Origin of the sequence: Corynebacterium glaucum, from assembly GCF_002287505.1 — a bacterium.
GTDB lineage: Bacteria > Actinomycetota > Actinomycetes > Mycobacteriales > Mycobacteriaceae > Corynebacterium > Corynebacterium glaucum.
This window is the reverse complement of sequence record NZ_CP019688.1, coordinates 13,636-39,679: the sequence shown is the minus strand read 5'-3', so window position 1 is coordinate 39,679 and position 26,044 is coordinate 13,636. Positions and strand designations below refer to the sequence as shown.

Genomic DNA, 26,044 nt, shown 5'->3' with positions numbered 1-26,044 from the left:
CCCGCCCAGGCTTCGAAGAGAAAGGCCAGCCCATGGATTCCACGGTGATCTTGAGCGCCCGCTTCGGGCTCCTCGCCCTGCTGTGGCTGTTCATCCTGCTTGCAATGTGGGTACAGCGCAAGGATCTGGTGCGCGCGGCGGGCGCGGTGCGCAGGCAGTCGGCCACCACAACTCCGGTGAGGCGCGAAAAGGCCCGCGAACTCGCCGTAGTCGAGGGCCCGCTTCGCGGCTCGCACATGGAAATCGCCAGCGTCGAAGATGTGACGATCGGCCGCGGGCCGGATAATGATTTCCAGCTCGGCGACGACTTCGCGTCCTCCAGGCACGCGCGACTCTTCCGCCGTGGCAGCGAATGGTTTGTCGAGGATTTGGATTCCAGAAACGGTACGTTTGTCCAAGGGGTGCGAATTGACCAGCCGGAGCGGGTCTCCGTAGGCACCGACATCAAGATGGGCAGCACGATTGTGAGGTTGGTGCCATGACAGACCAGACCAAGGCGACGCTGCGTCTGCACTACGTCACCACCTCGGACCGCGGTCTGGTGCGCGGCAACAACGAAGATTCCGCTTACGCCGGCCCACACCTGCTCGCCCTCGCAGACGGCATGGGCGGCCACGCCGCCGGCGAGGTCGCCTCGCAGCTCATGGTCACCCACCTGGAGCACTTGGACAAAGATCCGGAAGATGCCGACATGCTCGCTCTGCTCGGCGCCGCCGCAGAAGACGGCAACGCCGCCATCCAAGAGTCGGTTTCGAAGCACCCGGAGCAAGAAGGCATGGGCACGACGCTCACAGCCCTCATGTTCAACGGCGAGGTCTTCGGCATGATTCACGTCGGCGATTCTCGGGGCTATTTGCTTCGCGACGGCACGTTGCGCCAGCTCACCGTGGACGATACCTTCGTGCAATCCCTGGTCAAGGATGGAAAGCTCAACCCCGAAGACGTCTCGTCCCACCCGCAGAAGTCGCTGATCCTCAAGGCGTACACCGGCCGCCCGGTTGAACCGCACCTGGAAATCGTGGAGGCCCGCGAGGGCGACCGATACCTGCTGTGCTCGGACGGTCTATCCGACCCGGTGACCAACGAGACCATCGGCGTGGCACTCGGCCAGGGCTCCCCGGAAGTCGCGGCCCAGCGCCTCATCGAACTCGCGCTGCGCTCCGGCGGCCCAGACAACATCACGGTTGTGGTGGCCGATGTGGTCGCAGGTGGGCCGTCGACAAGCGAACAAGCTTCGACCCCTGCTGTAGCCGGCGCGTTGGCTCCAGCCTTTGAATCCACCCACCCGAGTTCTGCTGCGAGCCGGGCGGCGGCGCTGCTGCGCAAGTCCGAGACGATCGAGCCGGACCACAACAAAGCGAAGACCCAGCCCGCGGATGTCGGCGGCGACGACGAGGAGGGTCCCCAACGGCCTAAAAAGTCCAACAAGACTCGGTGGCCGTGGATAGTCGGCGCGCTGCTGCTCGCGTTGATTCTGGTGTTCGCCGGCGTGATGTGGGCGAAAAGTCGTGTCGCTGACCAGTATTTTCTCTCCGTCGAGGACGACGGCGCCTTTGTGATCGAGCACGGCAGCCAGTCCAAACGCGAGCCAATGCAGCGCGCGTGCATCGACGAGCGCAATCGGCTGCAGATTGTGGATATGGAGCACACCGACTGTCACATTTTCGGGCAAGACGATCTGCCGCAGAACCAGCAGGATGCCGCCGAGCGCTTCGGCGGCGGCACCTACGATGACGTTCTCGGGGTGTTGAGCAGGCTGGCTGAAGAGGCGTTGCCGGTGTGCGTCGATAAGCAAGAGAGCTCCTCTGAGGGAGCGGCCAAGTGCCGGGAGGTGAAGAAGTGACGGGATTGCTTGGACGCAGCCGCGAGCTGCTGCTGTTGCTGTGCTCGGCGGGGTTGCTGCTGCTGATGCTCTTTAGCCTGGAGATGAGCCAAGGCCGGGCACTGACCACCGAGATGCTGTATTTGGTGGGCGGGTTTGTCCTGGTGTACGCCATCGCACATGTGGCAATCGGGTTTTTGGCGCCGCATGCGAACCAGACGATGCTGCCGGTGGTTTCCCTGCTCAACGCGATCGGGCTGGTGGTGATCTACCGGCTTGACCTCGCGGAACGGCCGTTGGTGGGACCGCTCGCAGAGCGCCAGGTGATGTGGTCGCTGGTCGGCGTGGTGCTAATGGTGCTCACCCTGATCGTGGTGCGCGACCACAAGGCGCTTGCGCGCTACGCCTACCTGCTCGGCTTGGTGGGTCTGATCCTGCTGGCGCTGCCGCTGGTGTGGCCGCAGCCACCGGGGTTTGAGGAAGCCCGCATCTGGCTCTGGCTGGGACCGTTTTCCATCCAGCCCGGCGAGTTTTCCAAGATCCTGCTGCTGATCTTCATCGCGCAGCTGCTCACGCAGAAGCGCGCGCTGTTCACCGTGGCAGGCCGACGGTTTTTGGGCATGACGTTCCCGCGCCTTCGTGACCTCGCGCCGATTCTGGTGGTGTGGGCGATTGCAATCCTGATCATGGGCATCTCCAACGACTTCGGTCCTGCGCTGATCCTCTTCGCAACGGTGCTGGCTATGGTCTATTTCGCTACGAGCCGTGCTTCGTGGCTGCTCATCGGTGTCGGCCTGGTGGCGGTTGGCGGCTACGCGGTGTACCAGATCAGCTCGAAGATCCAGGACCGTGTGGCCAACTTCATCGACCCGTTTTCCAACTTCGACACGTTTGGCAACCAGCCCGCCAACGCGCTGATCGCCTTGAGCTGGGGCGGACTGACGGGCACAGGACTTGGATACGGCCACCCCGACCTGGTGCCTGTTGCGCACTCGGACTACATCCTCGCCGCGATCGGCGAGGAGCTCGGGCTGATCGGCGTAGCCAGCGTGCTGTGCCTGTTCGCCATCTTCTTCACCTGCGGGTTCCAAACCGCGCTGCAGCTGCGCGACACCTACGGCAAGCTGCTGGCCGCGGGTCTTTCCACCATGATCGCAATCCAGATCTTCGTGGTTGCCGGCGGCGTCTCGTCGATGCTGCCGATGACCGGTTTGACCACTCCGTTCATGTCTGCGGGCGGTTCCTCCATCATGGCCAACTACATCTTGCTGGGCTTGCTGCTGCGAATTTCGAACTTGGCGAACCGCCCGGCAGAGTCCGACGCGGCGGCGCCGACCGCGGCACCTGGCGGGCGTCGACGCCGCGCGGCTCGCGCTGCTGAGGAGGTGGCCGCCCAATGAACAAGTCCATCCGTTTCGGAGCATCGTTTTCACTGCTCCTCATCATCACCCTGCTGATCAGTTACTCGGTGGTTCAGGGCTTCCGTGAAGAGGAGTACGCCCAGAACTCACGCAACGCGCGCATCACCTCGGAGCTAAAGCGGATCAACCGCGGCCAGATCAGCGCCGGCGGCGAGGTGCTGGCCGAGTCGTTCAAGAACGAATCCGACTACTACCAGCGCACCTACCCGAACATGCCGTACTCGTTTGCGCCGGTGTTGGGCTACGTCTCCAACCAGTTCGGCACCGCGCAGTTGGAAGCCGGGTTCAACGCAGAGCTGACCGGTGAAAAGCGCGGCGGCGCATCGCGCTTCCTGCGCACCGGTCAGGAGCAGGACCAGATGGGTAACTCGGTTGAGCTGACCATCGATCCTTCGCTGCAGGCGCTGGCGTACGACCAGCTTTCCAACCCCGGTTACGAAGGTGCCATCGTAGCCCTGCGCCCGTCGACCGGTGAGGTGTTGGCCATGGCGTCGTCACCCTCGTACGATCCGAACCTAATCGCCGACCCTGCCACCGCCGACGAAGCCTGGGGCGCGGTCACCGAGGCGCCGGGCAACCCGCTGCTCAACCACGCGATGCAGGAGCAACTGCCACCAGGGTCGATCTTCAAAATCATCACCACAGCCGCAGGCCTGCGCGCAGGCTACACGCCAGATTCCATGCTCACCGGCGCCGCGCAGACCGTCCTGCCGGGCACCGAGATCCCGCTGACCAACTACGGCGACCAGGCCTGCGGCGGTGGCGGTGGCGGGCAAGTCACCCTAGCCACCGCGTTCGCGCTGTCCTGCAACACTGCGTTCGTGGAAATGTCTCTGGCCACCGGTGCCGACGGGCTGCGCGAGGCGGCAACCGCATTCGGTGTCGGCGAGCGCTACGACCTTGGGCTGCCGGCCGCGTCTGGCTCGCTCGGTGACTTGCCGGGCGAGGCGGAGTTGGCGCAATCCTCGATCGGCCAGCGCGATGTGACCATGACGGCCCTGCAGGCCGCAGTCATGGCATCGGTGGTGGCGAACGATGGCAAGCGCATGGCGCCATACGTGGTCCGCCGCGTGCTGCGCCCCGACCTCACCGAGGTGTCTGCCACCGAACCCAAAATGCTCAACGAGGCCCTGTCTCCCGAAGAAGCTGACACGATTCGGGGACTTATGCTCGGTTCGGAGCGTTCCACATACGGCTACGACGGCAACGCGTTCGCCTCAAAGACCGGTACCGCTGAGCACGCCGAGGGTGCTAACCCGCACGTCTGGTACGTCGCCTTTGACAAGGACAAAGATGTCGCCGTGGCAGTAGTTGTGAAAAACGGCGGCAACGCTGGAGCCGGCGCGACCGGCGGCCAAGTTTCCGCCCCGTTGGGGCGGGCGGTGCTGCGCGCCGCGCCAGCCCCGGCGCCAGCCCCGAACGCCGAAAAGCCCTCGAGGTGATCGAAGATGAACACTGAAAACCGCGACGACCTGCAGGCCCTCATCGGCGCCGACTACCAGCTGCAGTGGATCATCGGCCACGGGGGCATGTCCACCGTTTGGCTCGCCGACGACGTGGCCAACCAGCGCGAAGTGGCGCTCAAAGTGCTGCGCCCCGAGTTCTCCTCCAACGAGGAGTTCCTCGCCAGGTTCAGAAACGAGGCGCTCGCCGCTGAGGGCATCAATTCCCCAAACGTGGTGGCAACCTATGACTACCGCGAAGTGGAAAGCCCCGCCGGGTTCTCAATGTGCTTCATCGCCATGGAGTACATCCGCGGCGAGTCGCTCGCCGATCTCATCGCCCGTGAAGGCCAGCTCGACGAGCCGCTTGCGCTCGACGTGCTCGAGCAGGCTGCACACGGGTTGGCGGTAATCCACCGCATGGGCCTGGTGCACCGTGACATCAAACCGGGCAACCTCATGGTGACCCAGAACGGTCAGATCAAAATCACGGATTTCGGCATTGCCAAAGCCGCCGCCGCAGTCCCGCTTACCCGCACTGGCATGGTGGTCGGCACCGCCCAGTACGTCTCCCCGGAGCAGGCGCAGGGCCTCGACGTGGGCCCTGCCTCGGACGTCTACTCGCTCTCCGTCGTAGGCTACGAAATGCTCACCGGCAAGCGGCCGTTTACCGGCGACTCCTCGGTGTCGGTCGCGCTCGCGCACGTGAGCAACGAGCCGCCTCCGATGCCCATCACCGTCGGGGCGCAGACCCGCGAGCTCATCGAGATCGGCCTACGCAAGGATCCCGCGCAGCGCTTCGCCGACGGCAACGAGCTGCAGCTCGCCGTCCACCAGGTACGCGAAGGCGAGCGCCCAGCACAACCGGGGGGCCGCACCCAGGTCATTGCCACGGAGCCATCGCCCACCGCTTCAACACAGATGCTTGCCGACGTCTCGGAGGAACGCACCACCCGTCCCGCCGGCGCCTACCCTCCATCGGCGGCGCGCGCGGTGCAGGCGAGCCACCAGGCCGCACCACCTCAAATGCGCCCCGAAGCGCATCTGACGCCGGCGCGCGCCGCAGGCTCGGTACCGGGTTCGGCTGGGAGCGCGCAAGGGGCCGTCGATAAGCAAAAGTCCTCGAAAGCTGGGCCGTGGATTGCTGGTTTGCTGCTGCTTGCCTTGGCAGGAGGCGGGGCCGCGTGGGCTTGGACGAGCGGGGCATTCAACGGAATCTCAGGCCAGCGAACTGCGCCGACGTCCACACAGACGACGGTGACTGAGACGGAGACAACCGTTGAGGAGGAGCCGACGGTGACCGTGACGGAGCCCTCGCGGCGACGTCCGTCCCACGAGCAGTCCGAACCCGGCACGCTGAAGGTGGAGTCGGACACCCCGAAGCCGTCGCCGTCCGAGGCCGAGGAGCCCACTGCGTCGCCGTCACCGTCTCCGGAATTGCCGACGGAGCAGCAGACGCCCACGCCTTCGCCATCACCGTCTCCAGCGCCCCAACAGCCGCAACAATCGGCCCCGCAGCAACCGCAGCCGCAAAATCCGGCGGAAGGTCCCGCGCCGCAACAGCCTGGTCAGGGTAACGGTGGGATAGAATTGTCCTACTTTCCACCCGTCACAGGAGGTCTCCCGTAACCCATGAGAATCGCTGACCGCTACGAGCTCGGCGACATCATCGGCACCGGCGGCATGTCCGACGTCTACGCAGCCAAGGACACCATGCTTGGCCGCAACGTTGCCGTAAAGATGCTCAAGGTCGACATGGCCCGCGACGAGAACTTCCGCGAACGGTTCCGCCAGGAGGCCAAAAACTCGGCTCGGCTCAACCACCCCAATATCGTTGCAGTCTACGACACGGGCTCTCAGCTTGTCGACGACATCGATGTGCCGTTCATTGTGATGGAACGGCTCATGGGCCGTAACCTGCGAGACATCCTGCGCGCCGACGGACCGCTGCCGCCGCCGGAAGCAGCGGCGATGATGATCCCGGTCACCCGCGCGCTGCAATCCAGCCACGACGCGGGCATTATCCACCGCGACATCAAACCGGCGAACATCATGGTCACCAACACCGGCGAAGTGAAGGTGATGGACTTCGGCATCGCGCGTGCGATCGATGATTCCACCTCCGCGATGACGCAGACATCCGCAGTGATTGGCACCGCACAGTACCTCTCGCCGGAGCAGGCGCGCGGGAAACCAGCGGATGCGCGCAGCGACCTCTACGCGCTTGGGTGCGTATTGTACGAAGCGACGACCGGGACGCCGCCGTTTGAGGGCGAGTCGCCGTTTGCCGTCGCCTACCAGCATGTGCAGGAAGATCCGGAGCCGCCGAGCGAGCGGATTGCGTACTCCTTGTCGCCGAACGAAGCGGTCAACGTCGACGCGGTGATTCTCACCGCTATGGCGAAGCACCCGGCCGACCGGTACCAAACGGCCACCGAAATGGGCAGTGACCTCGCGCTTTTGGAGCGCGGTTCCGTGACCAACGCGGCGCGCACATACCTTGCGGCAGCGGAGTCGGACTACGGTGCGACACCGGATGCCACGTCAGTGTCGGGCACCGCCGTACGGGGCGGTCCGCCGGTGCGTCGCGAGCCTGTGCCGCGTGGCGGTGCAGGCGCTGGCGCAGCCGCGGGTGCGGCCGGTGCCGGTGCGGCTGGTGCCGGTGCGGCTGGTGCAGGTGCGGCTGGTGCCGGTGCGGCTGGTGTCGCGGGTTCCCGTCGCGCGGGCAGTTCCGGCGCTTCGGCTGGTTCCACTCGCTACGCGGACCACCGCCGCGCGAACAGCAAGAACGACTCCGGGTGGATGAAGTGGGTTGCTGCCCTGCTAGGCCTGGTGCTGCTGGGCGCCACCGGGTGGTTCGCATACTCGTACTTCTCCGGTGAGAACGATGACCCCGCCAAGGTGCAGGAGAACATGATCGCCGTGCCCGACGTGGCAGGCAAGCCGCGCCAAGACGCGCAGAGCGAACTTGAAGGCTTGGGATTCCGAGTTGTGATCTCTGATGAGCCGCACCCGGAAGTTCCGCGCGGCAACGTCATTGCTACCAACCCGGTCGCTGGCTCGCAGCTGGCCGCCGGCACGCTGGTGACCTTGAACGTCTCCTCTGGCCGTGAGCTGACTGACGTGCCCGACATCACCAGCCTCACCGCCCAGGAAGCGGCCGAGGCATTGGAGGAAGCTGGTCTGGAGCTCAACGAGGACATCCACCGCGAGCATTCTGATTCCGCGCCGGACGGCGTGATCATCTCCCAGCACCCGGCTGCTGGCTCCCAGATCTCGAAGGGGTCGAAGGTGACCGTCACAGTTTCCGACGGTCGCGCGAAGGTGAAGGTCCCGAACTTGGTCGGCCTCGACGTCGACCAGGCGACTGCCACCCTGGCGTCGCTGAACCTGGAATCTACCGTGAGCCGCGTCGACTCCGACCGCCCCGACGGCGAGGTGCTCGCTGTTGCCGGTTCGGGCAGTGAAGTCGACAGCGGAACCACTGTTGAGCTGCGCGTTTCCAACAACATGCTGATGAAGATGCCGGAGATCACCCGCATGACGCCGACTGAGGCGGACAAGCTTCTGCGTGAAGCTGGCTGGACTGGTCGCCTCGTTGCCGGGCCCACCGTGTCGACGGGCGCACTTGTCGACGTCGGCCAGATCGGCCACCAGGAAGTCGAGGCGGGCGAGTTGATCCGCAAGGACCAGACTGTTGGCTACAACCTCTGGGAGTTTGACCCCGCCAAACTCAATCCGATGAATAACTAGGAGATCAGTGCCGGTGATACCATTACGCCGACCGCTTGGTGAGCACGAAAGGACCCGAACGAGCAATGCCTAAGGCAAAAGTCACCAGAGACACCACCCGCCCGGCTTCGACGACCTCAGCGGGTGCTTCGCGCACCCCGGTGAAGATCAACACCGGTGGCACCCCGACCTGGTACAAAGTCATCATGTTCGGCCTGATGCTGCTCGGCCTCGGCTGGATCATTGTCTTCTATCTCGCCGGTGACCAGGTACAGTTCCTCGCCGAGCTCGGACCCTGGAACTACCTCATCGGCTTCTCCGGCATGATCGCTGGTTTGCTTATGACGATGGGCTGGCGCTAACTCCCTCCCAGCCCACCCAGCTCTCCCAGCTCTCCCATCTCTCCCATCCGTCCGTCCCGGCCTCGTCGGGGCCAAACCCGGACAATTTCGCCAAACCCGGATAGTTGCGATCCCTTACGTGTGCTGCTGCACACATAGAGGGCGCTAACTATCCGGGTTTGGCTCTATCAGAGCCAATAGCGGGGAATCCAACCGTCCACCACCCTCCCCCGCCCATCAACCGCCCATCCTCCCCAATCCGGCCAAACCTCGGACTGCAGGACTCGGAAATCCGCTAAATTGTGCGATTTTGGGCTGGATCCGACACCTGCAATCCGTGTTTTGTGACAGGGCGCCAGGTAAACACTACCCTCGTTTGTTCAGATTTCTTTGGTCACAATTTGCACACACTATGTACAGCTTTATCCACAGGCTGTGGAGTGCGATGAGTCTTTCAAGAATCTCACAACCTGTGGATAAAGCTGTGCACTACTCGCTTCGAAACTAAAATCTGCGGTCCGTAACGGCCTTAAGAGGGGTTCTAAGGCGCCTATGACTCGCTGTTCGAGGAATAACACAGGTGTGAGTATCCACAGTGTGCACAAAACCTGTGGATACCCACACCCCTCCCAAGTTTGGGGACAACCAGTGGAAAGGTTGCAAAGAGGTGAACAGGAGACGTCTTTTCGCAACTGTGGATAACTCCGCGATGGCACCGAATCCGCGCGGAAAAGCGCCGGATTCCGCGGCGTGGAACGAACGTTTGTGCGCACGCACAGGCCGCACGCACACAGGGGCCGCGCGCAGGGCGCATATATACAGGGCGCGCTAGCCGCTACGTGTACATCTGCGACGTCGGCAGCGTCGGCAGCCACACCGCTACCGCGGCCAAAACCAGGCCGATCCACGCGGTCCCCCACCGCACCCGCGCATTCGCCGACGTCAACGGCCACGCCAACACAGCGCCCGCGACTAAACCACCTGCGTGCCCCCAGAAACTCACGTTCGGGGCGATGAAGGTGTACACCACGTTGACGGCGATCAGGACGAGCGGCGCGCGGAGATCGGCGGACCGTCGTGAAGCAACTGCGACAAAGATTGCCATGAGTGCATACAGTGCACCGGACGCTCCCGCGGTGGGGACTGCGAAGTTAAACGCGAGCACGGCGGCCGAGGCGGCAAGCCCCGCCGCCGCATACGCCACCGCGAACGGACCGGTGCCCACCTGCCGTTCGATCGGCGGGCCGATGACCGTCAAGAGCACCACGTTGAGAAACAGGTGCGTGATGTCCAGATGCAGGAACCCGGCGGTGAGGGCCCGCAGGTACCCGGGGCCGTCGACAAGCGGGCCCCACAGAATCATGTTGGAGCCGAGCCAAGAATCCCACACCACATCGGTGATCGATCGCGCCTGCACCGCAGTGATCACAAACACCACGCAGCACAGCACCGCAATCACAGCGGTCGCGGGCGCACCTTTGAACTGGGTCTTCAACATGGGAGAAAAGAGGAAAAGGCCCCCGCGGCCAGTGCGGGGGCTAGAGCTTTTCGCTTATCGACGCCTTAAGCGACGTCCACCGATTCAATCACCACATCCTCAACCGGGCGATCCATTTGGCCGGTCTTGACGTTGGCGATCTCGTCGACAACCTTGCGCGACGCTTCATCGGTGACTTCACCGAAGATGGTGTGGCGGTTGTTCAGCCACGGGGTTGCGTCGACGGTGATGAAGAACTGCGAGCCGTTGGTGCCCGGACCAGCGTTGGCCATTGCCAGCAGGTACGGGCGGTCGAACTGCAGCTCCGGGTGGAACTCGTCGGCGAACTGGAAGCCCGGGCCACCGGTGCCGGTGCCGGTCGGGTCGCCGCCCTGGATCATGAAGCCCGGGATAATGCGGTGGAAGATCGCACCGTTGTAGAACGGGCCGGACGTGGAACCGGACGCGTTCTGCGCGGAGTATTCGCGCTCGCCGGTAGCCAGGCCGGTAATGGTCTCCACGGTGTTCGGGGCGTGGTTGCCGAAGAGGTCAACAACAATGTCGCCGTGGTTGGTGTGGAACGTAATCGTCTGTGTCTTTTGAGTCATGCGTTCCAGGGTACCGACATCCGCGCCCGAGCCGCGTGAGGCCTGCAAGGCCCGACGGACCCTGCAGAAACTACAGGCCCTGGGCCACCTCGTCGCGGGCCGCGATCATGTTGCGCAGCGACGGATCGACCTCGGCGTAGCCGCGGGTCTTCAGACCACAGTCCGGGTTCACCCAGAGGCGCTCGGCCGGCACGTTCTCCAGTGCGGCGCGGATCAGGCCCGCCATCTCCTCGGTGGACGGCACGCGCGGCGAGTGGATGTCCCACACGCCTGGGCCGATCTCGGAGTGGAAGGTCTCGTCAATGTCCTCGAGCAGCTCCATCTTGGATCGTGCGGCCTCGATGGAGGTCACGTCGGCATCCAGACCGGCGACTGCGTCGATGATCTGGCCGAACTCGGAGTAGCAGAGGTGGGTGTGGATCTGGGTCTCCGGCTTCGCCTGCAGGGAAACCAGGCGGAAGGCGCGCACGGCCCAGTCGAGGTAGGCGGGGCGCTCGTCGGCGCGCAGCGGCAGCAGCTCGCGCAGCGCCGGCTCGTCGATCTGGATGACCTTAATGCCGGCTTTCTCGAGGTCACGCACCTCGTCGGCGAGCGCAAGCGCGATCTGGTCGGCGGAGACGGCCAGCGGCACATCGTCACGCTTGAAGGACCACGCGAGGATGGTCACCGGGCCGGTGAGCATGCCCTTGACCGGCTTCTCGGACAGGGACTGCGCGTACTGCGACCACTCGACAGTCATCGCCGCCGGGCGGGAGACGTCGCCGATCACGATTGGCGGACGGGTGCAGCGGGAACCGTAGGACTGGACCCAGCCGTTCTCGGTGACCACGAAGCCGTCGAGAAGCTCTGCGAAGTACTGCACCATGTCGTTGCGCTCCGGCTCGCCGTGCACGAGCACGTCCAGGCCGATCTCCTCCTGCAGCGCGATGACCTGCTTGATCTCCTCGCGCAGCGCCTCGGTGTACTGATCGTCGCTTAAGGTGCCGTCGCGGTGATCGGCGCGCGCCTTGCGGATTTCCTGGGTCTGCGGGAAGGAGCCGATAGTGGTCGTCGGCAGCAGCGGCAGGCCAAGGGCCTCGCGCTGGGCAGCATTGCGCTCGCTAAACGACGGCTCACGCTGGACGGTGCCGGTCGGCAGCGCGTCGACCTTGGCGGCCACGTCTGCGTTGTGGGTGCGCTCGGACTCGGCGCGGGTGCGAACGGCGCGATCGGAACGTGCGAAGGCGTCGGAAGCGCCTGCCTCGCCAGCGACCAGCGCCTGGATCTCGCCGATCTTCTCATCGGCGAAGGACAGCCAGTTGGCCACGTCCACCGGCAGGTTCTTCTCCGCGTTCAGGGAGTGCGGCACGTGCTGCAGCGAGGTGGAGGTGGACACGTGTGCGTCGTCGGCGATACCCAGGGACTCCAGCACCTCCGCCTTCACGCGCAGATTGGCGGCCCATACGTTGCGGCCGTCGATAAGCCCGGCGACGAGGGTGGTGGAATCCGCGACCTGCGCGCGCACGCGCTCCGGGTAACCGGAATCGGAATCCAGGGTCCACGGCGACAGGTCGACGTGCAGCGCCTCCGGGGCGAGCTCGCCGAGCACTGGCAGCGCCTCGCGCGCCGCGCCGTACGGGGTGGTCAGGTAGACCTGCGGGCGGGCTTCCTCGGCGAGCAGCTGGCTCCAGGCCTGGCGCAGGTAGTTGGCAAGCTCCGCGTCCGCGGTGGACAGGTCGGCCACGACGGCCGGCTCTGCAACCTGGACCCACTCCACACCGGCGTCCTTCAGCGCGCGGAAGACCTCGGCGTACGCCTCAACCAGCGCCGGCAACAGCGACCACTCGGCCGGCTTCGACAGCGCGATCAGGGTGACCGGGCCGACCAGGTACGGGCGCACCTTGTGGCCAGCTTCGCCTGCCTCCTCCACCAGCCGAAGCACGCGCTCCGGGGCCGGGGTGATGTCCTGGCCCTCGGCGATCTCCGGCACGAGGTAGTGGTAGTTGGTGTCGAACCACTTAGTCATCTCCAGCGGCACGCGGGTGTCGTTGCCGCGGGCGAGCGCGAACTCCTCATCCAGGTCGGTGCCGCCCGGAATCAGGCCGACAGTCAGGCCGGTCTCCAGCACCTGGTCGTAGTACGCCACATCAGCCGGAATCGCGTAGTCCTCGGTCAGGCCGAGGTCGCGCAGGTGGTTGTAGGTGTCAATGCGCAGCGCGCGGGTGGTGGAGCGGAAGGTCTCCGCGTCAATGCGGCCCGCCCAGTAGCTCTCCAGCGCCTGCTTCAGCTCGCGGTTCGCGCCGATGCGCGGGTAGCCTTCAATCGTCGCCTTGGGAAAAGGTACAGTCATTGCTTGTCCTTAAACTAAATTACGGTTGTTGAATGCCGACGCGTCCAAGCAGGTCGCGAGTCACGGCAAGGTTGTTGTGGGTATACACGTGCAGGCCGCCGGTCCCGGCGTCCAAGATCGTCCGCGTGAGCTCAGCCGAAAGCTCCATGCCCAGCTCATACTCCTCCTCAGGAGAAGTTGCGGAAGCAAGTCGCTTTTCGACGGTCTCTGGAACCTGCAATCCCGACAGCTCGCCCATTCGCTTGGCCCTGGCCAAGCTCGTGATGGGCATGATGCCGGGGATGAGCGGAATGCGCACGCCCGCGAGGCGCGCCACCTCCACGAACTCGAGGTAATCCGAGGCGTCGAAAAACAGCTGCGTGATGGCGAAATCTGCGCCGAGGCGCTGCTTCGCCAACAGCACGTCCAGATCGTGGTCGAAGTGCTTCGACTCCGCGTGCCCCGAGGGGTAGCACGCCACCGACAGCGCCAGCTTGCCCGCCGCTAGGCGGAACGCCTCTTCCTCCTGCACCTTATTGATCAGGTTCAGAAGATCGGTGGCGTACGGGAGGTAGCCCTCTGGTAGCGAAGTCTGCCCCGGCTGCAGGTCCCCCCGAAGCGCGAGAAAACCGCGAACGCCGACGTCGATAAGCTGGCGAATCCACCCCTCAAGCTCGACCTTCGGCCCGGCAGTGCACGCGAGGTGCGCGATCGGGCGAAGATCTGTAGTGCTTGCGATGCGCTCGATGAGTGCCGTGGTGCCAGCCAGCCAATCACTGCGCATGGAGCTGGTCACCGAGACGTAGTCGGGGTGGTAGGCGGCCAAGCCTTGGATAAGCTCATCGAGCTTGGCGGAATCTGTGCTGTTGCGCGGCGGGATGAGCTCAAAACTCAGCGCTGTGCGCGTGCCGTGGTGCTTCACCACCGGCGAGTACTGGTCAACCTCGAACGGGCTGTCCAGGGGTGCCGAGGCTGACAGCCGAGTCGAAGCAAAATTCCCACGCATGGAAACAGATGCCTTTCGATCTTCTTGGGTGTCTGGCCGGGCTCGGCACTTGACGTTCAACCGTTTTACAACGGCTGTGCAAAACTTATTGCGCCCAAGTTTCAGTCTCAATGTACCTCTCGGTCTTGTAGATGTTTGCGCTGGTTGAACAGCTGAGTAGGGTGAATAAAATACCACCGTGCGAAGGGCGGAATGAACCGCTTGGTTCAGTTTGTGTAGCGCGGGGCATTCAGCGTTTTCGCTACCCTGGGAGCGGATTCACGCGCGCGTGCGAATGCATCGCGCATCACACAAAAAGGAGTTATTTCGTCATGAACCGGATCATGCTTCGCTTGGCAATGGGCGCCGCCGCCGGCGCGTACAACATGCACCGCAATAGCGACTCAAAACAGCAGCGCAAGACCTACGACGCTCTGCTCGATGCACTGAAAGACGGCAAACTGGGCGACCTCGCCGACGAGCTTGGCATCGACGACCTGGAGGAGCTGCACGGTACCGCGCGTGCGAACGCGGGCGACCTGACCCGCGACGCACACGACCGCCTCGATCGCCGCCGCGCTGCCTTCGCCGCTGCCGCACCGGACCGCAAGGCACGCCGGGAGGCACTGAAGCACGCGGCGAAGCAGCAGGAAAAAGACAACAGCAGCGGCGGTGTCGGCAAGTTCATTGGCATCAGCCTCGGCGTCGCAGGCGCAGCTGCCGCTGCGTGGGCCGCGTGGGAGTTCTGGCTCTCCGACATGGTCAACGGCGGTTCCGGCAAACAAGCAACGAAGACTACCCGGCCGGCTCCGACCCGCACGGAAACCGATGCGAAGGGCAACTCCACCTTGGTGTACTCCACCACCACCGAGACCGCGAGCACTGCGACCGGTGCACGGGTGACCAACGACTCGGATAACGACATGCGCCCGAAGGCGGACATGCACGGCTCTGCAGGCCCGCTCGGTGAGGAACCGGCTGAGCGCGACGAGGAGCTGCTCACCTCCATCGACGAGCAGCTGACCACCCTTGACACCCTCGAGGACTCGCAGCGTGAGGTAACCGAGCCGCGTCACACGAGGAGCGAGGTGAAGAGCGATGTGCTGCGCGACACCGGTTCGGGCAACCGCAGCGATAAGACCTCAGATGCCGACACCACCATCGGCGCTTCCGGCCGCCACGCGCTGCGCAAGGACAACGACGCGAAGCGTTAAGCGCTGTTGAGCTGAGTGTGCTGAATGTCCACTCGCGGCGCACGCCACGCTAGTAAGAGGTGGCGCACGAGCCGCTCCCGGACATCGGGAAACAGGGCATTGAGCTGTTCGTTCATCGGACGGGTGACCACGATCAGCTCGGAGGCGAGTTCTAGCGGCCGCAGACCCGGGTCAACCAACCCGTGTGCGGCCGCATTGTCGAGCAACGCCTGGACCCTGTCGAAGAATTCGTCGCGTCTTGCCGCTACCTCAGCGTCAATCGTTCCGGGCATCTCGTTGACCAACGCGCCGACGAGCATGCCCACGCCGTAATCCACCAGCTTCCAAACAAAGCTCTCCCACTGCTCGTGGGGAGCATCATCGAAAGCTGCAAGTGAGTTGTCGAGGAACTCGTCGAGCACGTGGATGAGTTCAAGGGCACACGCTTGGCGCAGCTCGGACCGAGACGGAAAGTGGCGATACACGGTGGCGATACCGACATTGGCCTCTGCGGCTATGCCTTCCATGGTCACCGCCGAGGCTGGCCGGGTGCGGAACTGCCGCATGGCGGCGGTGATGATTTGAGCGCGTTTTGCGCGTGCATCTGCGCGCACAGTTCCACCTCCTCCCCGTTACTTTTGACACGACTGCTAGTGGCGAGGATGATAACACCGGATTTAAGTGATAGCTAACCCTCCGTCTGGAGCAAGGATGACAGTAGTACTCACCACGCAGGACCTTGTGGTGCGCAAGGGTGGCACCCCGGTGACGCTGGTTGCGGAAGAGGGGCTGACCATCGTGCAGACGCGTCGCGAGGCGGGCGGTTCCCGGCTCGCGATGGCGCTCGCGGACCGTTTCAAGCCCTATTCCGGCACCGTGGACGGTCCTGGTTTTAAACGCACCGCGTTGGCCGGCGCGGACTTCATTGACACCCTGGAGCGGCAGGTTTCCGTCCGGGAATCAATACGAGAACAGGTCGCATGGGCTCAGCCGTTTTTCGCCCGTGTACCGAAGGACATCCTGGGCCACAAATACGTCCAGCCGTGGCTGGAGCCGCTACGCCTCGAAGAGCTGAACGTTGACAAGACGGTCGGCGAACTGGGCGTGATGGATCGGTTCCGTCTCCGGATCCTGCTTGCTCTCGTATCCCGGCCGAACGCCGAGCTACTCGTGGTCGATGACGTCGACCAGGTGAAGAAAATGGCCCTGCGCCGCCAAATTATGGATGACCTTGAGGTAGTAGCGTCGTACCTGCCCGTCATCGTGACCACCGTGAATGAGGAGCAATGAGCGGACTTCACATCGGCACTAACTTCCGAAAATTCTTCCACGGCACCCTGCCGCCGCTTGCACTGATTGCCATCGCGCTGTTGCCGCTCCTGTTCGGCGGCCTTTTCGTCTGGAGCTACTTCGACCCCCTCGGCAACTTCCACAAAGTGCCGGTAGCGCTGGTGAACTCAGATGAAGGCGACGCGGGCCAAAAGGTCGTCGACGAACTCGTGGCGGAAAGTCCGATGGACTTCCACGTAGTCAGCGCCGATGAAGCGCGAGAAGGCGTGGAAAACGGCACGTACTACTTAGCCATGGAGCTGCCAACGGACTTCACCGATGCCGCGACCAGTGTGCAGTCGGACAACCCGCGTCAGGCCAAGATCAACGTCACGCTGAATGAGACCAACGGTTTCATCCCCACCATGCTCGGCAGCACCGCTACCACCCAAGTTGCGGAGGCCGTCTCGCACAGCATCGGCGCTGAAGTGGTGAACCAGCTTTTCGTTGGCTTCAACACCATCGGCGACGGCATGGACCAGGCCAAAGATGGCGCGAGCCAGCTTGACGACGGAGCGCAGTCGGCAAAGGACGGAGCTGGCCAGCTCGACGACGGTGCTGGTCGTCTAAACGATGGTCTGAACGAGTTCAACGAGAAGGCCCAGCAGCTTCCGGAAGCGGCCGGCGAACTCGACAACGGCGTCAGCGAGCTGCAGAACGGCGCACAGCAGCTGAACGAGAATTTGGGCACCGCCGCAGACGGAGCCCAGCAGCTGTCCGACGGCCTGGGCAAACTCAAGACCGCTACCGACACCCTCGGCTCCGGTGCCGAGCAGGTTGCCGGCGGCGTGGACAAGATCGCAGACCTCGCTGGTACGTTGAGCGCAGCACAGCAGGCGTACGAGGACATCGACTCCTCGCTGGCACAGGTCATTGAAGACCTCGACCGCTCCCCCATCCCGGGATCCGAGCTGATCGCGGAGCAGGCGCGCGCCACCCGCGCGCAGCTGAACTCCGGCACGCTCGGCGCTGCCGCCGGTTCTGATCTAGTCAGCCAACTCACGCTGTTACAGGACGGCGCGCACCAGGTGGCATACCAGCTCCACGACCCCGAATCCGAATACCTCTCCGGTATGAACACCGCCGTCGGCGCAGCAGAGACGCTGGCCAAGGGCCTTGCGGCACTGGACGAGGGTTCCGGCACGCTCCTGGCCGGCGTGACCAAGCTCAAGGACGGTACATCGGCGTTCGTCGTTGCGGCGAACGCGGCTGCGGATGCCACCTCGAAGCTTGCGGAAGGCTCAGACCAGCTAGTTGTGGGAATGGGCGAGCTTAGCGACGGCCTCGTGCAGCTTTCCGACGGCACCGGCGAGCTCTCCCTGAAGCTCTCCGAGGGCGCAGAGAAGGCGCCGCGGTGGGAAGGCGAGCGTCTTGATATGGCTGTGGAAAATGCCTCAAACCCGGTCGTTGTGAACCAGGTGGGTGACGAGCTGACATTCTTCGGTCGCGGCCTGTCGCCGTTTTTCCTGTCGCTGTCGCTGTGGTTCGGCGGCCTGATCATGTTCATGGTGCTCCCACCGCTGTCGCGTCGCGCGATCGATTCCGGCGCCCTGCCGACACGTGTCGCTTTGAACACCCTGGTTCCGGCTTACCTCATCGGTCTCGCTCAGGTGATTGCCTTGTGGGTCGTGCAGGTCTTCGTGCTCGATGTGCAACCCAAGCACCCGGGTTGGCTTTTCGCCGTGCTGATGTTCGCCTCCTGGGCGTTCATCACCACCATCTTCGCCCTCAACGCGGTCTTCGGCGCCTCAGTGGGTCGTCTGATCACGATGGCCCTGATGTCGCTGCAGCTGGTGGCCTCTAACGGCCTCTACCCGCCGGAAGTGCAGCCGGAGTTCATCCAGTGGGTGCACAAGCTGGACCCGATGACGTACGTGGTCGACCTCACGCGCTTCGCGCTCTTTGGCTCCGCGGTAACAGATCCGCGCATGCACCGGGCGGTCATCGTGCTGGTTGCGCTTGCCATCGGTTCGTGGCTGGTCTCGTGCCTGGGTCTGCGCGCGCTGCGGCGCCCGACAGAGAAGGATATCTACCCCGAGATCTCGGTCTAGCCGCGCCTGAAACAGCCCCAACCGGTGGCGGTAGAGTGCTGTCGAAGCGTTTTCGGTACCGTCGTAAAGCGAAAAGCTCCTACAACCAAGTACCGAAAAGGATTTCACAATGTTCAACCCCCTGAACCTTCTCCCGGTCAGCATCTTCTCTAAGCAAGACAAGACCAACCTCGGCTTCGCCTCTGCGACGCTGCGCGCGCCCCTCGGCCTGTACATTCTCAACTCAGGTCTGGGTAAGTTCGGCGCCGACAAGGAAACGGCTGAGGGTCTGCAGGACATGGCAGCCACCGGCATCCCGGCGCTCGACGAGTTCGACCCGGAGACCTTTGCCAAGACCCTCGCCGCGAGCGAGACCGCCCTCGCCGCTGCGCTGCTCCTTCCGTTTGTGCCCAACCGTCTCGCTGGTCTGGGCCTCGCTACCTTCGGCGCGGGGCTGCTCACCATGTACTTCGGTAACGACCAAATGACCGAGGATGACGGCATCCGCCCGTCCCACGACGGTCTGTCGCTGTCGAAGGATGCCTGGCTGGTGGCCATCGGCGCGGCGCTGATGGCGCTGCCGCGCAAGTAGTCGCACGAGCCGCGCTGGGCCCACGGGGTCCCTGGGGCCCATGCGAACGGCCCTAGTCGCGCATCTCCTTCGGCGGGTTCGTTTCGGTGTAGTACTTGATCGCCCAAGCGGCTGGTTTCCACGAGCCGTCTTCACGGATCACGCCGAAGTAGTCCTCTTTGTTCTCGCTAGCGTTGTACTGCTTCTTATCCTCGATGTGATAAAAGAGGATCGGGCCGACATTGTGCGACTGCCCCCAGGTGTTGAGGTATTGGCTGTAGCGTTCCTCTTGAATCGTCTCGTCGGCGGTGCCGCGCACCGTGTCTTGGCCGACCTCTGTGAGCCAAATGTCTTTGTCCCCGTCACCATTAGCCCGCATGAGTGAGTAAAGGTTGTCCGCTGGGGCATTGAGGGTCGGTTGATCGCCGAACATGTAATCCCAACCGTTCCATACCCACTCTTCCGAGTTGATGCCGTACGGGTGGTGCGACAGCGAGTCGAAGTTCCCCTGCGCGCCAGCAGCGTACATCCGCTTGAGGTACTCGGTTGCGCCGATGACGGAATCGTCGGCCTCGGTCGGCAAGACCACCTGCCCGCCGGCGATGACATTTACATCGCGGTTTGCCTTATGCGCCGCCGGGTACGCGTGCTTCAGCAGCTGCGCGTAGCTTTCTGGGCTGGCTTTGGGGTTGTCCGGGCTGTCCTTCCAGAAACCGGCCGATCCGGGCTCGTTCCAGACCTCGTAGTCGCTCACGCCCTTCTTGCTGTAGCGCTTGATCACTTTGGCAAAGAACTGCGCATAGTCGTCGTAGTGGTCCGGTGTCGGAGCATACGTGTCCATTCCGGGTTGGAGTGACTCACGCTCCTCCGGCGCAAGCTTGTCAACCCCGGTCGCCCACTCGGGAGCTGTAGAGACTTGGATGAGCACGTTCATTCCGTGCTTGTTCGCCGCGGCGACGCTCTTATCTGTGGAGTCCCAGTTGTACTCACCAGGGCTCGGCTCAACGTAGTACCAGGGCACGACCACGCGAGTCCACCTCGCCCCCATTTCAACCGCGTTTTCGTAAGACTCTTCGACCTCATCATCCGAGTACCCGTGGTCGAATGCCTTGACAATGACGCCGACGCCGTTGTCATTTTCCGTCTCAGAGTGCTCTGAGATGCAGGTTGACGTGACAAAGACGACCGTGAGTGCTGCGAATACCGCGAGAGCCCGAGTCGCCCGCGACAATCCGCCGAAGCGCGGTCGATTGCTTGCGCTAGAAAACCCGCTACCCATCTCTCTTCTCCCATCCGCGTCATCACTCTATGAGAGTAAGTAAGCGTAACAACTCACAGCGCGGATCAATGAACGGTAGGCGGGTAATCTCCCGCCCCCGCACTATTTCAGGTAGCCGGTGAGCCACTTCCAGATCTGGGTGCGGATGAATAGGAGCAGGGCCATACCCAGCGGTGCCAGGCCAATAGCTGGTCCAGTTGTGGCTTCTGGCTGCACTGCTCGCGCTGGTGCGTCTGGCTGGGCTTCCGCAGGTGCAGACGGCGGGGCCGGAGCTTCCGGCCGCGGTTCAACCAATGCTTCCGGAACCGGGGCAGGTGCGGGAACCGGCGCAGGAGCCGGTGCGAGTGTGGGATCCGAAGCGCGCGGGTTTTCCAGCGTTGGCCAAGTCACAGGTGGCACTGGGCCGATGACGGGTGCTTCCTCCGCGAACGCTTCGTCGACAAGCGGTGCCTCTGGGTCGGCTGCAGGGGCGTCTTCCAGGGCTGGAGTTTCCGGAACGAATGGATTGTTCGGCTGGGTAGGTGCCTGCGTCCGCGGCTTGGGGGCTGCAGGTGGTACCGGCGTGCCCTGTTCGACATCCGGCGTGGTGCCGACGGGTGCATCCAGCGGCGCCGGCGCCGGTGCGGGCGCGGGTACTGGCGCCTGATCTGGCGCTGGCGCTGGTGCTGCTGCGCGAGGAACCGTCCCGGATTCTGCGGCGTTGGTGTAGCTCTTGATCGCCATCGCGGCCGGCTTCCAGGAGCCGTCGTCACGGATCACGCCGAAGTAGTCCTCCTTGTCGAAGCTGTTACCGTAGGACTTCTTGTCCTGGAGGCTGTAGAAGATCATCGGGCCGATGTTGGGGGTGTCTCCCCACGCATCGAGGTAGAGCTGGTAGCGCTCCGCCTGCATCTTCTCGTCCACCCATCCGTGCCGGGTGTCCTGACCGAGCTCGGTGAGCCAGATTTCCTTATCCCCGTCACCGTGCGCGCTCATCACCGAGTGCAGGGTGTCCCGCGGAGCGTTGTTCGTCTTCGGTTCGTTGTACATGTATGCCCAGCCGTTCCAGATCCACTCCGGAGAGTCAATGCCGTACGGGTGGTGCGCCAGAGAGTCGAAGTAGCCCCCTGCGCCCGCAGCGTACATGCGCTTGAGGTACTCCACGGCGTTGATGCGGGACCCGTCCGCCTCCGTCGGCAGAACAACCTGGCCGCCGGCGATCACGTTGACGCCACTGTACGCACGGTGGGCTGCCGGGTATGTCTCCTTCAGGAGCTGGGTGTAGCTCTCCGGGCTGGGCATGCGGTTGTTGGTGTCTTCCTTCCAGAAGCCCGCGAGCGCCGGTTCATTCCACACCTCGTAATCCACAATGCCGCGGGGCGCGTAGCGCTCAACGACGTCGGCGAAGAAGTTCGCGTAGTCGTCGTAAAACTCCGGTTTCGGTGCGTAGGTATCGGGATAGTGACCGAGCGAGCGCTTTTGGGCAGGCGACATACTGCTCAAGCCGGTTGCCCACTCCGGTGCGGTGGTGACCTGCATCATCACGTTGATGTCGTACTTCTCCGCCATTGCGATGGTCTGGTCGAGGAACCTCCAGTTGTACTGGCCAGGTTCGCGCTCAATGTGGTACCAAGCCGCGCCCACACGGGTCCACTCCACACCCATTTCCTTTGCGGTGCGGAAGGACTCCTCCACCTCAGCGGCACTGGTCGAGTCGTCGAACACCTTCGTCACAATGCCGACACCGTTGGTATCGCGGAATGATGAAGGATACTCCTGTGCGCCTGCTTCCGCCGCACACATGGCTGAGGCGACCAGCGCCGTCACCACGCAGGCCGCAATGGTTGCCTTGGCGGCTCGCGGTGCCGCCAGCATCAGAAACTTCAGCCGCTCGAACTGGCTGTGGGAGACGTGAGTGCCCATAGAGTTTTCCGCCTTTAAACGCGTTTTCCGTCTTTTGTCTCAGAAAAGTAACCTGAGTATAACGTGAGGGTAACGTGAATAGAAGAAAGGCGCAGATAAGTGCATCGAGGTTACACCCTCGGGGTGTACACACCAGCCTCACCAGAACACAAATCAGCAGTGCGCTCACAAGCTTCGATTGCTTATCGACGAATTGCGCCAGCGAGTGCCCGCGTCCCCCAAATGGGGACAGTTTCGCCCGTCGCAAGGCGAAAAGCTCCCCCTGCCGAAACAGAGGGAGCGATTTGTGGAGCATAGGAGAATCGAACTCCTGACATCCTGCTTGCAAAGCAGGTGCTCTACCAACTGAGCTAATGCCCCTTGAAGTGTGAAACCACATTGTAGCTTACACCGTGGGCCTAGCAGGAATCGAACCTGCGACCTCATCGTTATCAGCGATGCGCTCTAACCGACTGAGCTATAGGCCCGTTGGACGAGATAGAACATTACCCAGCGACGGCGTAGGCACCAAATCGCCAGGTAGCGCCCTATTTCGTCTAGCCGACGCGGTTGGACATCGTGTAAGTAATCCCGCCCACGAGATCCGCGATTGCGTTGTAGATCACGGTGGCCAACGGCGCCATCACTGCGGTGAACACCACACCGATCAGCCCAACGAGGCCGGCTGCAGAAAGCACCAAGCCCATGTCGATGACCTGGTCACCGCCGACTCCGCCGATGAGCGAATTCATGGATTCGATCACGCCGGCGCGCTCGAGACCGAAGTAAATTACGGTCGCGGCGATCATCCACGCGACAAACCCGATCAAGGCGAGGATCGTTGCCACCTTGAACACCGATCCCACCCCGACGTGCTTTACCGCTACTTTTCGTGCGGCCATGCGTTACTCCTCGTCATCATCCTCAGGATCGTAATCGACGTTTGCCTCCGCGTCGCCCTCACCAGATGCATCAGTGATGCCGGTCTCAATCGGATCGTTGTCCTCCCAGCGCTCTCCGGAGACGCCAAGCTCCGAGCCCTGGCCGTCAGCGGATTGGGTGCTCGAGTTCTCGTGGCCGTGCGCCGATGAGGTCGCCTCCTGGGCTTCCTCCATCGTCTTCTCGCCCTTGGCCACTGCGGTTGCTTCTTCCTCGCCCTCGTCTTCGACGTTCTTGTCGATGGCCAGGAGCTCGACGCCGTCCGCAAGGTCGACGAGTCGCACGCCCATCGTCGCGCGTGACGACGGCCGGATCTGCGCAACCTCCGTACGGATGACACCGCCAGCCGACGTGATGGCGAAGATCTGATCGTCCTCTTCCACTGCGAGTGCACCGATGAGCTTTCCGCGCTTCGGGGTGTACTTGAACGTCATCACACCCATGCCGCCGCGGCCTTGCGGGTTGTACTCCTCGATCGGCGTGCGCTTTCCGTATCCGCCGGAGGTAGCCACCAGCAGGAATTCGCCGTCGTGGACCACGGTCATGGCCAGCAGCTGGTCATCGCCGCGGAAACGCATGCCCTTCACGCCGGCGGTTGCGCGGCCCATCGGGCGCAGCTGCTCGTCATCGGCGGTGAAGCGGATCGACTGGCCTTGCTCGGAGACCAGCAAAACGTCATCGTTCTCGCCTGCGAGCGCAGCGCCGATCAGCGCGTCGCCCTCGTTGAGGTTGATCGCGATCAGGCCGGCGGAGCGAGCGGACTCGTAGTCAGTCAGACGCGACTTCTTCACGCGGCCGTCGCGGGTCGCCAGCACCAGGTACGGCGCGTCCTCGTAGGACTGGATCTGGATCACCTGGGCGATCTTTTCCTCCGGCTGGAACTCCAGCAAGTTGGCCACGTGCTGGCCTCGTGCGGTGCGGCCCGCCTCCGGCAGCTCGTAGGCCTTGAGTCGGTAGACGCGACCGAAGTTGGTGAAGAAGAGGATCCAGTCGTGCGTGGAGCAGATGAAGAAGTTCTTCACCACGTCGTCCTGCTTCAACTCAGCGCCGCGCACGCCCTTGCCGCCACGCTTCTGGCTCTTGTAGGAATCGACCTTGGTGCGCTTGGCGTAGCCGGTGGAGGTGATGGTGACCACCACATTCTCGCGCGCAATGAGGTCTTCCTCGGTGACATCGCCGGTGGCGGCCACGATGCGGGTGCGGCGCTCGTCGCCGTACTTCTCGGTGATCTCGCGCAGCTCTTCGCCCACGATCGCGCGCTGGCGCTCGGGCTTGGCCAGGATGTCCTTGTAGTCGGCGATCTGCTTCTCAATCTCGGCGAGATCGTCAACGATCTTTTGGCGCTCCAGCGCTGCGAGTCGACGCAGCTGCATCGCCAGGATCTCGTTTGCCTGGATCTCGTCGACGTCGAGAAGCTCGATGAGCCCCTGTCGAGCATCATCGACGGTGGCTGAGCTGCGGATCAGCGCGATGACCTCGTCGAGCATGTCCAGTGCCTTGACCAGTCCGCGCAAGATGTGCGCGCGCTTTTCGGCCTCGTCGAGGCGGTACTGGGTGCGGCGAACGATGACTTCGATCTGGTGCTTGACGTAGTAACGCAGCATCTGGTCGAGGCGCAAGGTGCGCGGCACGCCGTCGACGATGGAGAGCATGTTCGCGGAGAAATTCGTCTCCAGCGCGGAGTGCTTGTACAGGTTGTTCAGCACCACACGCGGCACGGCGTCGCGTTTGAGGGTGACCACGATGCGCATGCCGACGCGGTCGGAGGATTCGTCGTCAATGTCCGAGATGCCAGCCATCTTGCCGTCCTTGATTTGGGTGGCAATGGACTGGATGAAATTGTCCGGGTTGACCTGGTACGGCAGCTCCGTGATCACGATGACCTGGCGGTTGCCTACCTCTTCGATCTCGGTGACGCCGCGCATGCGGATCGAGCCGCGGCCGGTGGTGTAGGCGTCCTTGATGCCGGCGTCGCCGACAATCAGGCCAGCCGTCGGGAAATCGGGGCCCTTCACGCGCTCCATGACGGCATCGAGCGTGGCGCGCTCGTCGGCCTCGTGGTTCTCCAGGATCCAGATGATCGCATCCGCCAGCTCGCCCAGGTTGTGCGGCGGGATGTTGGTGGCCATGCCCACGGCGATGCCATTGGAGCCGTTCATCAGCAGGTTCGGCACGCGCGACGGCAGCACCGTTGGCTCCTGCGTCTTGCCGTCGTAGTTGGGCACGAAGTCGACCGCGTTTTCGCGGATGTCGCGCACCATCTCCATCGCGATCGGCGTGAGCTTGCACTCCGTGTAACGCATCGCCGCCGGGCCGTCGTTGCCTGGGGAACCGAAGTTGCCCTGGCCGTCGACAAGCGGGTAGCGCATGGACCACGGCTGAGCCATGCGAACGAGGGTGTCGTAGATCGCGCTGTCGCCGTGTGGGTGATAGTTACCCATCGTGTCGGCGACCGGCTTCGCGCTCTTCACGTAGGAGCGCTCGGGGCGGTAGCCGTTGTCGTACATCGCGTAGATGATGCGCCGGTGTACCGGCTTCATGCCGTCGCGCACGTCCGGCAGGGCGCGGCCCACGATCACGCTCATCGCGTAATCGATGTAGCTCGTCTGCATCTCCTCGTTGATGTCAATGGGTTGGATGCGGTCGAAGCCGTCGCCGCTCAGGGTGTCGTCAGCCATAAAATCCC

Annotated in this window: 20 protein-coding genes and 2 tRNA genes; 11 read left to right on the top strand and 11 right to left on the bottom strand. The window is 63.5% G+C overall.

Annotated elements, in window-relative coordinates; genetic code table 11:
- Positions 1–32: 32 nt before the first annotated feature.
- The 7 genes from CGLAU_RS00170 to crgA all read left to right on the top strand — a co-directional run bounded on the left by CGLAU_RS00170 (position 33) and on the right by crgA (position 8,779).
- The gene (locus tag CGLAU_RS00170) at positions 33–482 is read left to right on the top strand and encodes an FHA domain-containing protein FhaB/FipA (RefSeq protein ID WP_095658952.1); all 450 of its coding nucleotides are present in this window, start codon (positions 33–35) and stop codon (positions 480–482) included.
- Positions 479–1,843, top strand: a complete 1,365-nt coding sequence (locus CGLAU_RS00165; protein ID WP_095658951.1) for a PP2C family protein-serine/threonine phosphatase — start codon at positions 479–481, stop codon at positions 1,841–1,843. Before CGLAU_RS00170 ends, CGLAU_RS00165 begins: the two co-directional genes overlap by 4 nt.
- The gene (locus tag CGLAU_RS00160) at positions 1,840–3,222 is read left to right on the top strand and encodes an FtsW/RodA/SpoVE family cell cycle protein (RefSeq protein WP_232507130.1); all 1,383 of its coding nucleotides are present in this window, start codon (positions 1,840–1,842) and stop codon (positions 3,220–3,222) included. The genes CGLAU_RS00165 and CGLAU_RS00160 overlap by 4 nt, the downstream gene beginning before the upstream one ends.
- Positions 3,219–4,685 (top strand): penicillin-binding transpeptidase domain-containing protein, encoded by a 1,467-nt coding sequence (locus tag CGLAU_RS00155; protein WP_095658950.1) that lies wholly within the window; start codon positions 3,219–3,221, stop codon positions 4,683–4,685. The genes CGLAU_RS00160 and CGLAU_RS00155 overlap by 4 nt, the downstream gene beginning before the upstream one ends.
- A 6-nt stretch (positions 4,686–4,691) precedes the next feature.
- Entirely contained in the window at positions 4,692–6,314 is a 1,623-nt protein-coding gene (locus CGLAU_RS00150) for a serine/threonine-protein kinase (RefSeq protein ID WP_095658949.1), read from the top strand.
- 3 nt (positions 6,315–6,317) lie between these two features.
- Complete coding sequence (gene pknB, locus CGLAU_RS00145; protein WP_095658948.1) at positions 6,318–8,438, top strand: Stk1 family PASTA domain-containing Ser/Thr kinase; 2,121 nt, start codon at positions 6,318–6,320, stop codon at positions 8,436–8,438.
- A gap of 65 nt (positions 8,439–8,503) precedes the next feature.
- A complete protein-coding gene (gene crgA / locus CGLAU_RS00140; RefSeq protein ID WP_095658947.1) occupies positions 8,504–8,779 on the top strand; it encodes a cell division protein CrgA in 276 nt (91 codons plus the stop codon).
- A gap of 814 nt (positions 8,780–9,593) precedes the next feature.
- Here crgA and CGLAU_RS00135 read toward each other — a convergent pair.
- The 4 genes from CGLAU_RS00135 to CGLAU_RS00120 form a co-directional block, all read right to left on the bottom strand.
- On the bottom strand, positions 9,594–10,256 hold the full coding sequence (locus tag CGLAU_RS00135) for a rhomboid family intramembrane serine protease (RefSeq protein ID WP_095658946.1): 663 nt from the start codon (positions 10,254–10,256) through the stop codon (positions 9,594–9,596).
- A gap of 65 nt (positions 10,257–10,321) precedes the next feature.
- The gene (locus CGLAU_RS00130) at positions 10,322–10,843 is read right to left on the bottom strand and encodes a peptidylprolyl isomerase (protein ID WP_198304952.1); all 522 of its coding nucleotides are present in this window, start codon (positions 10,841–10,843) and stop codon (positions 10,322–10,324) included.
- A 70-nt stretch (positions 10,844–10,913) separates the two neighbouring features.
- Entirely contained in the window at positions 10,914–13,172 is a 2,259-nt protein-coding gene (metE, locus tag CGLAU_RS00125) for a 5-methyltetrahydropteroyltriglutamate--homocysteine S-methyltransferase (protein ID WP_095658945.1), read from the bottom strand.
- Between the two features lie 19 nt (positions 13,173–13,191).
- A complete protein-coding gene (locus CGLAU_RS00120; RefSeq protein WP_095658944.1) occupies positions 13,192–14,157 on the bottom strand; it encodes a methylenetetrahydrofolate reductase in 966 nt (321 codons plus the stop codon).
- A 311-nt stretch (positions 14,158–14,468) separates the two neighbouring features.
- On the opposite strand from CGLAU_RS00120, the gene CGLAU_RS00115 reads away from it, so the two are divergent.
- Positions 14,469–15,350: a hypothetical protein gene (locus CGLAU_RS00115; protein WP_095658943.1), complete on the top strand. Its 882-nt coding sequence runs from the start codon at positions 14,469–14,471 to the stop codon at positions 15,348–15,350.
- Here CGLAU_RS00115 and CGLAU_RS00110 read toward each other — a convergent pair.
- Positions 15,347–15,943 (bottom strand): TetR/AcrR family transcriptional regulator, encoded by a 597-nt coding sequence (locus CGLAU_RS00110; protein WP_095658942.1) that lies wholly within the window; start codon positions 15,941–15,943, stop codon positions 15,347–15,349. The genes CGLAU_RS00115 and CGLAU_RS00110 overlap by 4 nt on opposite strands.
- A 97-nt stretch (positions 15,944–16,040) precedes the next feature.
- Here CGLAU_RS00110 and CGLAU_RS00105 point away from each other — a divergent pair, with 97 nt between their 5' ends.
- From CGLAU_RS00105 to CGLAU_RS00095, 3 genes are all read left to right on the top strand, one after another.
- Entirely contained in the window at positions 16,041–16,619 is a 579-nt protein-coding gene (locus CGLAU_RS00105; protein ID WP_095658941.1) for a hypothetical protein, read from the top strand.
- Positions 16,616–18,709, top strand: a complete 2,094-nt coding sequence (locus CGLAU_RS00100; RefSeq protein WP_095658940.1) for a YhgE/Pip domain-containing protein — start codon at positions 16,616–16,618, stop codon at positions 18,707–18,709. Before CGLAU_RS00105 ends, CGLAU_RS00100 begins: the two co-directional genes overlap by 4 nt.
- Before the next feature lie 109 nt (positions 18,710–18,818).
- Positions 18,819–19,280 (top strand): hypothetical protein, encoded by a 462-nt coding sequence (locus tag CGLAU_RS00095; RefSeq protein WP_095658939.1) that lies wholly within the window; start codon positions 18,819–18,821, stop codon positions 19,278–19,280.
- Positions 19,281–19,332: 52 nt separating this feature from the next.
- Here CGLAU_RS00095 and CGLAU_RS00090 read toward each other — a convergent pair whose 3' ends face one another.
- The 6 genes from CGLAU_RS00090 to gyrA form a co-directional block, all read right to left on the bottom strand.
- On the bottom strand, positions 19,333–20,538 hold the full coding sequence (locus CGLAU_RS00090) for a beta-galactosidase (RefSeq protein WP_157731212.1): 1,206 nt from the start codon (positions 20,536–20,538) through the stop codon (positions 19,333–19,335).
- A gap of 102 nt (positions 20,539–20,640) precedes the next feature.
- Positions 20,641–22,440, bottom strand: a complete 1,800-nt coding sequence (locus tag CGLAU_RS00085; RefSeq protein ID WP_095658937.1) for a beta-galactosidase — start codon at positions 22,438–22,440, stop codon at positions 20,641–20,643.
- Between the two features lie 287 nt (positions 22,441–22,727).
- A tRNA-Ala gene (locus tag CGLAU_RS00080) sits at positions 22,728–22,800 on the bottom strand.
- Positions 22,801–22,833: 33 nt separating this feature from the next.
- A tRNA-Ile gene (locus tag CGLAU_RS00075) sits at positions 22,834–22,907 on the bottom strand.
- A 69-nt stretch (positions 22,908–22,976) separates the two neighbouring features.
- On the bottom strand, positions 22,977–23,321 hold the full coding sequence (locus CGLAU_RS00070) for a DUF3566 domain-containing protein (RefSeq protein ID WP_095658936.1): 345 nt from the start codon (positions 23,319–23,321) through the stop codon (positions 22,977–22,979).
- Between the two features lie 3 nt (positions 23,322–23,324).
- Positions 23,325–26,036, bottom strand: a complete 2,712-nt coding sequence (gyrA, locus tag CGLAU_RS00065; RefSeq protein ID WP_232507129.1) for a DNA gyrase subunit A — start codon at positions 26,034–26,036, stop codon at positions 23,325–23,327.
- Positions 26,037–26,044 lie beyond the last annotated feature (8 nt).